The sequence below is a fragment of the Shewanella sp. 553 genome (assembly GCF_059338375.1).
Genome location: NZ_CM181701.1, coordinates 3,292,052 through 3,306,715, shown reverse-complemented (window position 1 = coordinate 3,306,715; position 14,664 = coordinate 3,292,052). Strand labels below are relative to the sequence as shown.

Below are 14,664 nucleotides of genomic sequence, written 5' to 3'. Positions count from 1 at the left end.
TTAATCCTGTTGTACTAACGCAAACGTTAAGCGGATGCTTGTGCCTTGGTCGACACTCGATTGGATCTGCATTTGCGCATGATGTTGTTTGATTATCCTGCTGCTGACCGACAAGCCTAGGCCGCAACCGCCGTTATTTCTGCGCGTGGTAAAGAAAGGTTCTGTGATGCGTTTTAAGGTGGCGCGGTCCATGCCGCAGCCGTTATCGCTCACGGTGAGCAGCACTTGGTCTGCATCAACCTCGGTGGCGATACTGATAGCGCCAGTGTAAGGGTCGCAGGCGTGACAGGCATTTTGAATAAGGTTAATCAACACTTGGTGCAGCTGCTGGGCATCGCCGTTAATGAGTGGATCTGCTGGACAAAGGTTGGTGGTGATTTGATAGCTCTTACACTGATTATTGGTTAAGCGCAGCGCCACCTGCACCACATCGTTAAGGGCGATAGGCAGATGTGCTTGGGCTAAGTTTGGCAGGGCGTAGCATTTAAGATCGTTAACAATACGGCTGATGCGCGTAGCGGCCTCTTCAACCGTTTGACAGCTATGGCCCAACTCGGCTATGGCATCGCTTGGTGCCAGTCCGGCAATGCGCCAAAACGGGTTGTGTTTTTGGTAGTGGCTTGCAGCAGGTGTTAGATCCTTTATTGCCGCGCTCAGCAGTGAAATTGCATGCACAATCAGCCCTGTGGGGTTATTGATTTCGTGGGCAATGCCGGCTGAAAGCTCACCTAGGGAGGCTAGGCGGCTGGCCTCTTCGTTGGCCTGACGCAACCGATGTTGCTCGGTGGACTCTTCGAGCAATATCACCACCTGATCGCTGGCGATCGGGTGGATCTGCAATTGCCAAAACTCTTGCTGGTACTGCATGTCAGCCGTTTGTGACCGCTGCTGGGTCAGCACGCTATTGATCGCCTGTTTAAGGTCAAAGGGTTGGCCATCGAGGTAGTGAAATTGCTGATTAACCAGCAGCTCGATATTGTTATCGTTACTCCACAGGCGCTTAAGGTGTTGATCTATGATGGTGACGCCATGGGGAATGCCATCGAGCACCGACTGAAACTGAGTTGAAATAACCGATATCTCGGCTTCGGCGCGCCGGCGCTGTTCTAACTCTTCTTTAAGCGCCCTCTTTTGGCGGCGTAGGCTCGCGCTGATAAACCCGGTGTAAACCATTCCGATTGCCGAGATAAGCGCCACTAAAATGGCCACAGAAAACATGCGTTTTTGGGTCGAGGTTAAATCGACCTTTTCCCGCCCGGTGCCAAACCATTTGTTGACTAATGTGTCATATTCTCCCGAGAGTTTAAGCTGACGCAGAGCGTCATTTATCTGCTGCATTAACGCGGTTTTTTTGCCATTACAGACAAAGTTAAAGGCGCCGTAGATCAGTGCATCGCTGGAGCTTCTCACCGAGGGGTAAAAGGGCAGTAGTCGGCGGGCGACAAAGTTTTCGGCTAACACCACATCGACTTGATCATCCATCAATTGTTGAAAACCGGTTTCATACAGATCGACATCAATACGCTCAAACTGTTGCAGGTGATCTGACAGATACACATCGATAAAAGCGCCTTTTTTAATGGCGACTCGCTTGCCAGCAAGATCGCTCCAGTTATTGATAAACGCTTTGCCTTGCAAGGTATAAGCCTTGGCGTGGGTGGAATAGATAGGATCCGATTGATTTAGCTCACGGCTAAAGTTCACCGGACTGACCACGGCTATCACATCGATATCACTATCTGGGTTGTGCACATCCGCGACCAACTGCTGGAAGCTTTTGCGCCGCACTATGATGCGCTTGCCTGTAAGCTGGCCAATTCTGTCCATGAGCTCAAGGTTAAACCCTTGGTCAACGCCATTGTTACGCCATTCTAAAGGGGCGGTATTAGAGTGTACGCCAAACACTATGCTCTCTTGGGAGAGCACCGGCAGCGAGGCGCATATTAGGCAAAGTAGTATCAGTCTCATGGGCTTGAGTGTAGAGAATAACGCCTTAATAAACTGTGCTGCACTGCGCGAATTAGTAAACGGTGAACTATTAGCGTTAGCCGCCTTTTACTGGCGGCAATCGCCCGAGTGATCTCGCTCTGTATGAGTTATGCAAAATTGCATATCTCACTTGCAAGTTATGCAACTTTGCATAGTGCATTTTAGGTGTTGTGATTAAGGCGGCATTTCTTGTGGAGACCTGAGTGTCTACCTTGCTGTCGCTGGATTTATCGACAAAGATGATTAGGAGCAACATAAGTGTCGGCCACCACGCAATGCGATTGGGCGACACGTGGATCATTATTATAATGAAAGGTTTCTGGACTGACTGCGTCACCGCTGTTGAGTGTGGAAAGGAGAGTAAAGATGAAAAAACTACAACTTGCAGCCTGTTTGGCTACCATTATGGGCACTGCTGGATTTATGGGTAATGCGCTTGCCGCAGATAACCTAGCTGAGTTCCATGTTCAAAACCAAGAGTGTGACAGCTGCCATACCCCAGATGGTGAGCTTTCAAATGATAGCTTAACCTATGAAAACCAACAGTGTGTCGCGTGTCACGGCACCATGGCTGAAGTGGCTGAAACCACTAAGCATGAGCACTATAATGCTCACGACTCTCATTTCCCTGGCGATGTTGCTTGTACCTCTTGTCACAGCGCGCATGAAAAATCTATGGTCTACTGTGACTCTTGCCACAGCTTCGACTTTGACATGCCTTATGCGAAAAAATGGCAACGTGATGAACCGACTATTGCCGAACTCGCTAAAGATAAATCTGATCGTCAAGCGGCACTTGCTAGCGCACCTCGCGATACCGTTGACGTAGTGGTTGTGGGGACTGGTGGTGCAGGTTTCTCTGCGGCGGTATCGGCGCACGACAATGGCGCGAAAGTCATTCTTATCGAAAAAGAGCCCGTTATTGGTGGTAATGCCAAATTGGCCGCCGGTGGTATGAACGCCGCATGGACGGATCAACAAAAAGCCAAAGACATTGTTGACAGCCCTGAGCTGATGTACAAAGACACCATGAAAGGCGGTCGTGATATTAACGATCCCGCGTTGGTGGAAATCTTAAGTTCACACTCTAAAGGCTCTGTCGATTGGATGACCGCCATGGGCGCTGATCTTAGCGATGTTGGCCGTATGGGCGGCGCATCGGTTAACCGTTCACATCGTCCTACTGGCGGTGCTGGCGTGGGCGCTCACGTGGTACAAGTGCTTTATGATAACGCCGTTGAGCGTAATATCGACTTACGCATGAACACCCGTGGTATCGAAATTCTTAAAGATGATAGCGGTAAGGTCAAAGGCATCTTAGTTAAAGGGATGTACAAGGGTTACTACTGGGTGAAAGCCGATGCGGTGATTTTAGCAACCGGTGGTTTTGCCAAAAATAACGATCGCGTATCTAAGCTAGATCCTAAGCTAAAAGGCTTTATCTCGACTAACCAACCGGGCGCTACCGGTGACGGTATCGATGTTGCCGGTAATGCTGGCGCAGCGATGAAAGATCTCGAATATATCCAAGCTCACCCAACATTGTCAGTCAAAGGCGGCGTGATGGTGACTGAAGCGGTACGTGGTAATGGCGCGATTTTAGTTAACCGTGAAGGTAAACGTTTCGTCAACGAAATCACCACTCGTGATAAAGCATCGGCGGCTATCTTAGCTCAAACCGGTAAATCAGCGTTCTTGATTTTCGATGACTCTGTACGTAAGTCACTGAGCAAAATCGATAAGTATATTGGTTTAGGTGTCGCACCAACGGCAGATACCTTAGTGAAACTTGGCGATATCAAAGGTGTCGGCATCGATGGTAAAGCATTGACCGAAACCGTTGCGCGCTACAACAGCTTTGTCACTAGCGGCAAAGATGCTGATTTCGAGCGTCCAAACCTACCTCGTGCGCTCAACGAAGGTAACTACTACGCAATCGAAGTGACCCCTGGTGTTCACCACACCATGGGCGGCGTGATGATTGATACTAAAGCGGAAGTGATGAACGCTAAAAAGCAAGTGATCCCAGGCCTATACGGTGCGGGTGAAGTGACTGGCGGCGTACATGGTGCTAACCGTTTAGGTGGTAACGCCATCTCTGACATCATCACCTTTGGTCGTCTAGCAGGTGAAGAAGCTGCGAAATACTCAAAGAAAAATTAACCGTTAAACATTAACTAATAGCTAAACTTATCGTTAATAACGTCGTTCCAGTTTGACCTAAAGGTGGTATGGATATCACCGCTAAAAGCCACAGCCCTCCCGCTGTGGCTTTTTTATATCCATCCTTGATGGAGCGGGGCTGCTCAACATGGGATTTATACCAAAGTTTGGTGGCCTTGAAATGAAGGTGTGGCATTTTTTTTAGTTTGCTTGAGTAGCGGCTGGCTGCATTTTTATTTATTGAAAGTGTTTGAAGGGCGAACCTTCACTGTTTGAAATTGCTTGCAGCAGGTGCAGTGCATGGATGCGCAAATGTCGTGATCACATGGATGTGACGGAACGACCTAATGTGTAAACACTTCTGCGGCACGCTGTGCGCCATCCATGGCCGCTCTGCGGTTTCATCCCTGAAACCGAAGGCCGCAGCCGCGTTTACACTTATCTCTAACGCCTCTTCGATTTAACTTCATTTGATATGAGTTGCAAATTAACAAGCTTTTGCTGCGTCCAATGTTTGCGAGAGAACAGAACGAAAAACACAAATTTAAAGCACGATCAATCTCCGTAGATTCAGTAAGACCTTGCTATGAAAATCAATGAGGCAAAGACCTGTGGCCTGAGTGGCATGAATGGTTTAAAAAGCACGGTGAATCACGAGTATTTGCCGTGAAGAGGCGTTAATGAAATATAAAAATACTAAAGAAGACCAATTGATTACCTTACCTAAGCTCAAAAAAACGACTACCACAGAAAAGCAAACTCCTATAGCATCATGCATACCAAATACATGGATGTGGCAGCGGCCAAGTCCAACAAGCTATTTATGCCTTGCAGACAGCGCAACGTATAAATACTAAGACGTTATACATAAAAGGATGTAATATGAGTTCTTATCGTACTTTTGTAATCCAAACTCATAAACGAGTTGGTGGTGGTTCATCCAAGTCAGTCCGTGCAAACCCGATAGAAGGTCAAGGCTTGGACACGAATATGAGGGTTTCATGTTCATCTAGTATGCGTAAAAATACCCCGATCGGCTCATTTATTAAAATTGAAGCTAAATTGACTACTCGGGAAGATGGACCGCAGTTCTTATATGCTCATCCTAATAGCCCTTATGAAGTTATTACAAAAGAAGAAGCGTTAACATTGATTAAGAAAGAGCGTATATAACAAGAGTAATCAGGCTGCTCGTTTCACTCGCCGGAACGGCCTACGGTTACTGGCGTTAATAATGGCTGGCACATATTTTCAGCGAGTGGGCTGCTTGTTTTCACGGGCTTGATGTCGTCATATCTCGATATTCCGGCCATATCGTATTGACCTAGAATAACCAAATCACAGCACGGCGATTGAACATGAACCCAAAGCGTATTATGTTGTTGTTTTATAATGGGGGGCTCGTTTTCACGATATTCCAAGTGGAGATGGCTTCCTCATCAATCCAGAAGGTCAGCGAGCTACGGTTAATCAATGCTTGATTGTACTAGGTAATGAGAGTTGGAAAGAGATAGAGCAATGCTCTTTCGTGGTCGCATCTGGATGAATTTCAAACCAGTTACCCTGAAGGAAAATGCCAGTCAGTTAAATTGACTGGCATTTGGCCAGAGCTTTTTTGTTAATGTTTAAATTATTAACCGCAATTCATGGTAGCTGATATTACATAACATACTCTATCGCTAGGTGCTCCAGCTGGGCAGGGTACCTCACTAGACTCTGAAGATACTGTGCAGCTCGGACCTGCAAGTTTCAGAATTGAAGACATAATTTCTTTTCGTGCTTCTTCACCGATAACTAAAAAAGGCTCATTTGATGAATAAGGAGATGACTCAGTAATTACTTTTGTTGGTTCTCCATCTGATGTTTCAACGACTAAAAAACATTCCCTGTCATTATTATCACATGCTATGGCGATATAAGTGGGAGAGTCAGCGAATAAACCAAACTCAGGTAAAAACGTTGATAATGTTGTAAGGTCAGAGGCTAACCCAATTAAATCAAGTACTATTTTACTAGCACCAAACGATGTCATGGTTTTTGGGGTAAAAGAGATTCCGCTGCTATTGAAAACGTTATTGTCATTTAGAGCGTTTAGTAACGATATTATATTTTCATAGGCTTCTTTTTCAATGATGTCGGTCGAAGAACCGGAGTAATTTCTATTTGAAATAGTAATCGATTCAATTCCCAAGCTTTTTAGTACTACACCAATTCCAACATTTTGGGTGACTGATTTTAATGTTACGGAGTTTTTTTTGTTTTGGCCGAAATAAATACTTTCTTTTTTATAATTAAAGTATTTATAACATAATGTGTTACTCGGCTTGAAAGTTGATGTGCACCGCTCAATAAATTCATCTGTAATATCTGGATTTGTGACGGGTGGTGATATTGCGCTAATAGCATTAAAAGATGTCAACATCAAAATAATAGCTAACCATTTCATATATACTCTCCCTTATAATCTGTTTTGGGTTAACGTAAAATTATCATTGCGACATTTTTATGTTGCCGAGATGCTGGTTTCACGTTAACACTTGAGGGTGAGCCAAGTAAATAGTAAAGTAAATAAAGATTATTACTCCCGATTTCAGATAATAACTGCGACACTCTTAATTGAGGCGTAGAAGAAGCCAACTGCTGAAAGTGGTAGGCTTTATCTCACCAAAGGTAGGGTAAGTAAATAGCCATATATGGACGCTCCCGGTGAGTCAAGACAAGACTCTGCTCACCGAAGGCTTTTTGGCCTTAGTTTTTTGTACAACATTCTCACTTTTATCGTTGTTTTTGATGCGACTCATTTACTGCTAGAAGCGGTTGTACTGCCATATATACGGGCTGTGCATGCATCCTTTTGAATGTGCCGCCCCTAATGAAATCCGTACCACTGCGCCTAAAAATGTGAAACACCCATGCGGATTAGGTTTATCCTATCCTTGGCCTGTTCGGGCTTACACTGGTTGGACTGAGCCATTTCTTCATCGTTAACAACAACCTTGGTGAGTGTTTAATGTGCTACCTTGCGGCTCTTATCACCCAGTCGGGTTAACTACCCTTGGCCAGACCGAGCTTTGCAAGATAGCGACAACGGGATTAATTTTCATCATGGCTTATGCCTTGATAAGTGCCGTATTGCGGCGCATAGGCACTTGCTTGTGCAATAAAATCCATATCAGCCTGGCAAGTCTGTGAGCAGTAGCCACTACGGTTGTACAAATGCTCTTACGGCTTCTTAATTGGGTTATCCACTGATTTAAATCATCACTTTTCTTGCTGGCATGGCTGACTACGGTTCTGGCGCCATGAATAAGTTGTTTGCGTAAGTAGCCGTCGCCGCGCTTGGTGATGCTGCCATTGACGCTCTTATTTCCTGAGGCGAATTGTGTTGGGGTTAACCCTAGCCAGACCGCTAATTCTTTAGGGCTATTAAAGGCTTGGTCTGCGCCAATGGCAGCAGCAAATGCTGAAGCGATAATCGGGCCAACACCTGGAATACTCAATAGGATTTTACCATTAGGGTCTTGCTCGACCAGCTGCTTTAATAATGAGTTAATTCGTTCAAGGCGCTTAGTGAGTGCTTGATATTCTTCCCAAAAATCATTGGCCATTAATTTTATCAGTGGTCGTTGCGCTTCGTCACAGATGATATCCCACATGGCTCGCTCAAAAGCACTGTGACCTTGCGAAAAACAAATACCGAAATCGACTAACACGCCACGAATGTGATTGGTACAGGCGGTTCTTTGTTTTACTAAGCGCTCTCTGACGCGGTGCAGCATCAGTACCTCTTGCTGCGCTTCGGTTTTAATCGGCACAAAGCGAATGTTAGGCCTGAGGCTTGCCTCATAAATCGTCATGGCATCGTTCTTGTCATTCTTGCTACCGCGTACAAACGGGGTGACATGCTGCGCTGGGATGAGCTTAACGTTATGCCCCATGGCAAGAAACTTACGCCCCCAGTAATGGGAAGAAAAACACGCCTCAAAGACCACATCGCAGGCAGGTTGCTGTGACATAAACTCGCTCAGCTGTTTTCGATTTAAGCGCTTACTGAACACTTGCTTGGCGTGTTTATCCATCCCCAATAGTTGAAATACATTCTTTGCCAAATCAATCGAAATAGTGCTAACTTTCATGGTGGACGCTCCTTAAGTAACTGTATGGTTCAAAATCAGTTTGGCGCATTGACGCCGTATTTAGGGAGCGTCCATCTCATCACCCATAGTTAATGTGCATCAGAAACGACCTTCTACTAAGCTTTGAAGGAGCATTAGACAAGGAGGTTGTTATGCCACGCCCTCGCCGTACCCAAATTAGTCTTGAAGACACACCCTATTATCATTGTTGTAGCCGTGTAGTGAGGCGCGCCTTTTATGTGGTGATGATGCCTATTCGGGGAAAAATTATGATCATCGCCGCAGTTGGATTGAATCGCTGTTGTTTGAGCTTGCAGCGGCTTTTGCCATTGATGTGGCAGCATTTGCCGTAATGTCGAATCACCTTCATGTGGTGCTACGTATTGATACCGAGACTGATTAACCTGAACTCGGGATAAGAAATTGAACTAATAGCCCTCTTTGTGATCAGATCTCTCGACCAAGATTAATCAATCACGCAGAGGGCATATGAATAATTTAGTGGATGTATTTTGTGATGTCGATGATTTTTGTAATGCTTTTATTCCTCAATGGGAACAACAGTGTCTAACTGATGGAACCCGCAAGCGTAAGCGCGCTGGCAGAATGACGATGAGTGAAATTATGACAATTATCATTGCCTTCCATATGTCTAATCATCGTGACTTCAAGAATTTTTACACAGGATATCTGGCTCGTTTCTACAAATCTGATTTTCCAAACTTACTCAGCTACACTCGATTTCTTGAAGTCATGCCGAGTACAGTCATTCCAATGTGCAGTTATTTTTCCTCTTTAAAAAGCGCCCCAACAGGCATCGAATTCGTTGACTCAACGAGCATTAAGGTTTGTCATAATTTACGAATTCCAAGGCATAAAACGCTAGCAGGTCTCGCCAGCCGAGGAAAAGGCACGATGGGCTGGTTCTATGGTTTTAAACTTCATCTTATTGTGAACCATCGAGGCGGCATCGTTGCAGCCAAAATAACACCTGCGAATGTGCATGACACGAAACCCGTAAAAGGTATGGTCGTTGAATCAATGGATAAACTCTATGCTGATAAGGGGTATATCGGCAAAGCGTTAGCAGGCGACCTATTAGAACGTGGGGTAACTATCGTTAATAACGTGCGTAAAAACATGAAAGCAAAGGCTTTATCATTATGGGATAGAGCCATGCTTTCTAGACGATTTATTATCGAAACAATCAATGACCAGCTAAAAAACATCTCACAAATAGAGCATACGCGGCACCGCAGCGTACATGGTTTCATGCTTAATGTGATAGGAGGTTTAGTGGCTTATCAACTCAAAGAGAATAAGCCACAACTCAATATTACATCAGCAGAATTCAACGTGATTTCAGTGTTACGTTAAACCGATCTGAGGTTGATTAATAATGGCTGGCACATATTTTCAGCAAGTCATCGTTACATCAAAAGGTCATGGTTAGAAGCAATAAAAAAGTCGCCCTTGGCGACTTTTTTGTTGCGAGTGCTGCTAGCTGATTGGCTACAGGCTTGGCTCTTGGCTGTAATCGACGCCATGATATTCGAGGCAGGCATCGACCTCGTTAGCCGAGCCTAAAATCACTGCGACACGTTGATGAATGTCGCTGGGCTCAATATCCATGATGTTTTCATAGCCGGTTGAGGCTTTACCGCCTGCCTGTTCGACCAAAAATGACATGGGGTTGGCTTCATACATCAAGCGCAGTTTATAAGGTTTGTCTGGGTTTTTATTGTCAGTTGGGTAGGTAAAGAGTCCGCCGCGACACAATACGCGGTGCACATCGCCCACCATGGCGGCAATCCAGCGCATGTTGAATGACTTTTCACGTGGGCCGATTTCCCCTAGCAGTAGATCGCTAATATAGGTTTGCATTGGCGCTTCCCAGAAGCGTTGGTTTGACATATTAATGGCAAACTCGCCAGTATCTTTGCTAATGGCCATGGCATCATTGGTGAGCAAGTATTCGTTGGTATCTGGGTTGAGGGTAAATAGCTGCACCCCTTTACCTGTGGTTAAGGCCAGCATGGTCGATGGGCCATACAATACATAACCTGCGGCCACTTGATGGCGACCACTTTGTAAGAAGCTTTGCTGACTCAGTTCACCTTTTGGCGCGGGTAGCACCGAAAAAATGGTGCCGACCAGTGAGTTAATATCGATATTCGATGAGCCATCTAGTGGGTCGAAACACACTAAAAAATCGCCACTTTGGCCGACCTCAACAATATGATCTTCCTCTTCTGATGCTAAGCCGCGTACCGTGCTATCGGCTTTTAGCGCGTCTTTAAGCATGTCATTGGTGATCACATCGAGCTTCTTTTGGGTTTCGCCTTGGACGTTTTCTTGCTCGGTGGCACCGAGTACACCGGCCAGTGCGCCATGACGCACGGCATGGCTTATCGCTTTAGAGGTGTCAGCTAGGGTCAGAATGAGTTGAGACAAAGGAGCTTCAATCCCTTGTGAACTGAGGTTTTGCGCCAGAGTTTGCATGTTATTTCCTATGACATAGCGAGCTAGGCTCACATTTGAGGTCAGCATGTTTTTATAGGGTTTAATTCTGGCGGCTATTCTACCGTAGATGAATCGTTTTTTCAGCGGCTAATTACGCCGGAGGCCAAGTGGCAGCGTTTTTATTTTGTGCAACTTTGAGGCACAATGCATCACAGCTTAGTTAATCAAACTCGTTTTATATCCAGGACATAATAATGACAAAAAAATGGATTAGTTCTGCGCTAATGGTGGTGCCTATGCTTTTATCTCACAGTGTATCTGCGGCGCAAGCCGAGCTTAATCAACCCCAAGGTGGTAAGGCAGCATTAACGGTCGAGCGCTTGTATGCCTCGCCGGCATTGGCTGGCAGTAGTCCGCGGGGGTTAACCTTGTCTCCCGACGGTCAACGGGTGACTTACCTTGCAGGGCGGGTCGACGACCAATACTTATATGACCTATGGCAGATGGATGTGGCCACCGGCGAGCAAGATATCTTGCTCAATGCCGATCGCCTTAAAAGGGGCGAGCTGTCGGACGAAGAAAAGGCCCGCCGCGAGCGTCAACGCATTTATGGTCAAGGGATCATGGAGTATTTCTGGGCCGATGACAGCCAAGCCATATTGATCCCAGCGTCTGGTGCTTTGTATTACTACTCGCTTGCCGATGCCAAAGTGGAAGTGTTGCCAACCGGTGAGGGCTTTATTACCGACGCCAGATTGTCGCCTAAGGGGCATTTTGTGTCGTTTGTGCGCGAGCAAAACTTGTATGTGCTTAACCTCGAGACTCGCCAATTAACCGCATTAACCCAAGATGGTGGTGGCGCGATTAAAAATGCGATGGCCGAGTTTGTTGCGCAAGAAGAGATGGACCGCATGACTGGTTATTGGTGGGCGCCCGATGAGTCGGCTATTGCCTTTACCCGTATCGACGAGTCGGCTGTCGAGTTAGTGACTCGCAACGAAATTTATGCCGATGGCATTAAGCTTACCGAGCAACGTTACCCTTATGCGGGCAAAAATAATGTCAGTATTGAGCTGGGTGTGGTCAATATTGAAGATAAAAACGTACGCTGGATTGATATCGGCCAAACCCCAGATAGTTACCTGCCTCGAGTTAAGTGGCTGCCAGATAGTCAGCATGTGTCATTTCAGTGGCAAAGCCGCGATCAACAGACCTTAGACCTACGCATTGCCGCTTTAAACGGTACCGCGGCACCTACAACGGTTATCAAAGATCGCAGTAAGGCTTGGGTTAATTTAAACAATGATCTGCATTTCTTGAAACAGCAGCCACAACTGGTTTGGGCCTCGGAGCGTGATGGCTTTAATCATCTGTACCTATTTGATCTGCAAGGTAAGCTTATTAAGCAACTTACCAAAGGAGCTTGGGCAGTCGATGAGGTGGAATATGTCGATGAGCAGGCTGGCTGGGTCTACTTTACGGGCCGCAAAAGCAGTGTCATCGAAAAGCACCTATACCGCGTGCCCTTAGCCGGAGGCGAAATAGAGCAAATTAGCCGCCGAGCGGGTATGCATGGGCCAGTTTTTGCCGACAATCAGCCTATTTACCTCGATTACTTTAATAGTCTAGTGCAGCCGCCGCAGGTGAGTCTGCATGGTGCTAAAGGGGAGCGCTTGGCTTGGGTCGAGCAAAATAACGTCGATGAATCTCATCCCTTATATCCCTTCTTTGGTCAATGGCAATTACCTGAATTTGGTCAGATAAAAGCGCAAGATGGTCAAGCCTTGCAGTATCGTCTCTTTAAACCCACAGGCTTTGATGCCACCCAGCAGTATCCGGTTGTGGTGCGTGTGTACGGTGGCCCTCACGCTCAGTTGGTAGTCAATAGTTGGAGTGAACAAGACTACTTTACCCAGTACCTGCTACAACAAGGCTTTATCGTGTTTCAGCTCGATAATCGTGGCTCGGCCCATAGGGGCACTCAGTTTGAACATGTGATCTACAAGCAACTTGGGCAAGCGGAAGTTGACGATCAAAAGGCGGGCGTCGATTATTTGCGTAGTTTAAATTATGTCGATGGTGACAATATTGCGATTTATGGTCATAGCTACGGCGGTTATATGGCCTTAATGAGCCTATTTAAAGCGCCCACACATTTTAAAGCCGCGATTGCGGGAGCGCCGGTAACTGACTGGGCCTTGTATGATACCCACTATACCGAGCGTTATTTGTCGCACCCAGGCAGCAATGCCGAAGGTTATGAAGCCAGCAGTGTACTGCCTTATGTCAAAGATTATCAGTCGGGATTGTTGATGTATCATGGCATGGCCGATGACAATGTGTTGTTTGAAAACAGCACGCGGGTTTATAAGGCGCTGCAAGATGAGGGCAAGCTGTTTCAGATGATCGACTATCCCGGCTCTAAGCACTCGATGCGCGGCGAGAAAGTGAGAACGCATCTATACCGCTCGCTGGCCGATTTCTTGGATAAACAACTGAAACAGTAAGATGAACAATAAACTGTAATTTTTAGCGCTGCGTTGGAACAACAAGCCCTGTTGCTTGATATAAGTAACAGGGCTATTTGGGGAAAGGAATCACTAATTCTTATTTACTGCAGATGCCCTTTTTAGCCAGTTTTAGCTTTTTAATTTCTTGTTTTCCTTTTTCTTCTGTGAGTTAGAGCCCTGCGCCACCAACAAAGGCACCAAATTCGATATATTGGTTGAGTCGAGGCCATAACCACATTATGTTATTGTTTTGTAATGGTTGGTTTGATTATTCACTTATTCCAGCCGATATTCACCTTACTCGTGGAAAACAGGATGTTTTATATCAAAGCCACAGTGTTACTATGTTTAGCACTGTTACAAGGATGTGCCACTTTGGCAGAGTCAAAAATAAACAATGCGTTAGATAAACAGTATTCTCTACGTGAAAATGGGACGGACAACTTCGTAAGTGCACTTGATTTTGCCATCGATAATTTTTGTTTACCTCAGCACTCCTTTTGCACCGAGTACCTTATTGCAGATCCGATATTTGTTGAGGGCGATCCTACGACAGAGCCACCGGGGGTTAACCTCTATAGTAAAGCTTATTTTAATCTTCATGTTGTCTCATCAAAACGAGAAGAGGTCAGACTAGACCTAAACCCTCCACAGCAACGTTTCAAAGGCACTTGGGTATTACTGCATGGTTTTTCTGCTGACAAAAGTGCAATGATCATCAATGCTTTTGCTCTACGCAGTTTAGGTTTTCAGGTGATAGTACCAGACTTACAGGGTCATGGTGCAGCGACAGGACCGGTCGCTATTGATGGTAAGCTTGACGCAAAAATTATTAGCCAGTTAATCGAACTACTGCTTGCTGAGCAGCAAATAATTGGGCCTGTGTATTTATTGGGGCATTCACTTGGCGCCAATGTCGCTGCGCAAATTAGCGCAAGACGACAGAACATTACTGGACAAGTATTAATTGCGCCTATGCATGACTTTAGTACCGGGTTAAAGAATTACGTCGCACAGGAATATTCATGGTATTACCGAATATTGGGCGAACAGCAATTACGCCAGATCACAGATACCGTTTTGCAGCAACGCAATATAACTCTTCAAGATACGGCAATAGCCCCTTTATTGACCCGTTCAAATACACCCACTTTATTGATAGCATCAGAGCAAGATTCGATAGCTCCAGCAAGTTACTTTAGCCATTTACAATCGCCAAACCTGCAGTTACATTTTTCCCAGAGGAGGACACATGCTGGTCTAGTGATGTTTAATAACCAAGAATTACAGCAGCTACAGGACTGGTTGCAAACCGTAGTTACGGAGTAACTTGGTCTGCAATATGACGCTAATCGCAAATATTGGGACAGGGTCAACCGTACTCATAATCCCTGTTTTTCGTC

The 14,664-nt window shown here is 45.8% G+C and carries 8 protein-coding genes and 2 pseudogenes; 6 read left to right on the top strand and 4 right to left on the bottom strand.

Going from position 1 to position 14,664, the window contains the following annotated elements; translation table 11 throughout:
- On the bottom strand, positions 1-1,968 hold the full coding sequence (locus AC5YBZ_RS14640; RefSeq protein WP_494543117.1) for an ATP-binding protein: 1,968 nt from the start codon (positions 1,966-1,968) through the stop codon (positions 1-3).
- Positions 1,969-2,355: 387 nt separating this feature from the next.
- On the opposite strand from AC5YBZ_RS14640, the gene AC5YBZ_RS14635 reads away from it, so the two are divergent.
- Together AC5YBZ_RS14635 and AC5YBZ_RS14630 are read left to right on the top strand one after the other, a co-directional pair.
- Positions 2,356-4,152: a flavocytochrome c gene (locus AC5YBZ_RS14635; protein WP_494520898.1), complete on the top strand. Its 1,797-nt coding sequence runs from the start codon at positions 2,356-2,358 to the stop codon at positions 4,150-4,152.
- A gap of 882 nt (positions 4,153-5,034) precedes the next feature.
- Positions 5,035-5,325 carry a hypothetical protein gene (locus tag AC5YBZ_RS14630; protein WP_494523930.1) on the top strand — a complete coding sequence of 97 codons (291 nt, stop codon included), beginning with the start codon at positions 5,035-5,037 and terminating at the stop codon, positions 5,323-5,325.
- A gap of 460 nt (positions 5,326-5,785) precedes the next feature.
- On the opposite strand, the gene AC5YBZ_RS14625 is transcribed toward AC5YBZ_RS14630, so the two are convergent.
- On the bottom strand, positions 5,786-6,598 hold the full coding sequence (locus AC5YBZ_RS14625) for a hypothetical protein (protein WP_494520900.1): 813 nt from the start codon (positions 6,596-6,598) through the stop codon (positions 5,786-5,788).
- Positions 6,599-7,245: 647 nt separating this feature from the next.
- Positions 7,246-8,288, bottom strand: a pseudogene (locus AC5YBZ_RS14620) (IS110 family RNA-guided transposase).
- A gap of 152 nt (positions 8,289-8,440) precedes the next feature.
- Here AC5YBZ_RS14620 and AC5YBZ_RS14615 point away from each other — a divergent pair.
- A pseudogene (locus AC5YBZ_RS14615) lies at positions 8,441-8,685 on the top strand (transposase); the annotation flags it as partial.
- Positions 8,686-8,777: 92 nt separating this feature from the next.
- Positions 8,778-9,665: an IS982 family transposase gene (locus tag AC5YBZ_RS14610; protein WP_475514295.1), complete on the top strand. Its 888-nt coding sequence runs from the start codon at positions 8,778-8,780 to the stop codon at positions 9,663-9,665.
- A 135-nt stretch (positions 9,666-9,800) separates the two neighbouring features.
- Here AC5YBZ_RS14610 and AC5YBZ_RS14605 read toward each other — a convergent pair whose 3' ends face one another.
- Complete coding sequence (locus AC5YBZ_RS14605; protein WP_494523929.1) at positions 9,801-10,838, bottom strand: class 1 fructose-bisphosphatase; 1,038 nt, start codon at positions 10,836-10,838, stop codon at positions 9,801-9,803.
- 167 nt (positions 10,839-11,005) lie between these two features.
- Between AC5YBZ_RS14605 and AC5YBZ_RS14600 the strand changes: the two genes are divergently transcribed.
- Together AC5YBZ_RS14600 and AC5YBZ_RS14595 are read left to right on the top strand one after the other, a co-directional pair.
- On the top strand, positions 11,006-13,258 hold the full coding sequence (locus AC5YBZ_RS14600; RefSeq protein ID WP_494543116.1) for a S9 family peptidase: 2,253 nt from the start codon (positions 11,006-11,008) through the stop codon (positions 13,256-13,258).
- A 318-nt stretch (positions 13,259-13,576) separates the two neighbouring features.
- A complete protein-coding gene (locus AC5YBZ_RS14595) occupies positions 13,577-14,590 on the top strand; it encodes an alpha/beta hydrolase (RefSeq protein ID WP_494543115.1) in 1,014 nt (337 codons plus the stop codon).
- Positions 14,591-14,664 lie beyond the last annotated feature (74 nt).

Excerpts from the sequence above, each read along its gene's own strand:
- AC5YBZ_RS14600 (WP_494543116.1), top strand. The coding sequence starts at position 11,006 with ATGACAAAAAAATGGATTAGTTCTGCGCTAATGGTGGTGCCTATGCTT.
- AC5YBZ_RS14610 (WP_475514295.1), top strand. The coding sequence starts at position 8,778 with ATGAATAATTTAGTGGATGTATTTTGTGATGTCGATGATTTTTGTAAT.
- AC5YBZ_RS14635 (WP_494520898.1), top strand. The coding sequence starts at position 2,356 with ATGAAAAAACTACAACTTGCAGCCTGTTTGGCTACCATTATGGGCACT.
- AC5YBZ_RS14630 (WP_494523930.1), top strand. The coding sequence starts at position 5,035 with ATGAGTTCTTATCGTACTTTTGTAATCCAAACTCATAAACGAGTTGGT.
- AC5YBZ_RS14595 (WP_494543115.1), top strand. The coding sequence starts at position 13,577 with ATGTTTTATATCAAAGCCACAGTGTTACTATGTTTAGCACTGTTACAA.
- AC5YBZ_RS14640 (WP_494543117.1), bottom strand. The coding sequence starts at position 1,968 with ATGAGACTGATACTACTTTGCCTAATATGCGCCTCGCTGCCGGTGCTC.
- AC5YBZ_RS14605 (WP_494523929.1), bottom strand. The coding sequence starts at position 10,838 with ATGCTGACCTCAAATGTGAGCCTAGCTCGCTATGTCATAGGAAATAAC.
- AC5YBZ_RS14625 (WP_494520900.1), bottom strand. The coding sequence starts at position 6,598 with ATGAAATGGTTAGCTATTATTTTGATGTTGACATCTTTTAATGCTATT.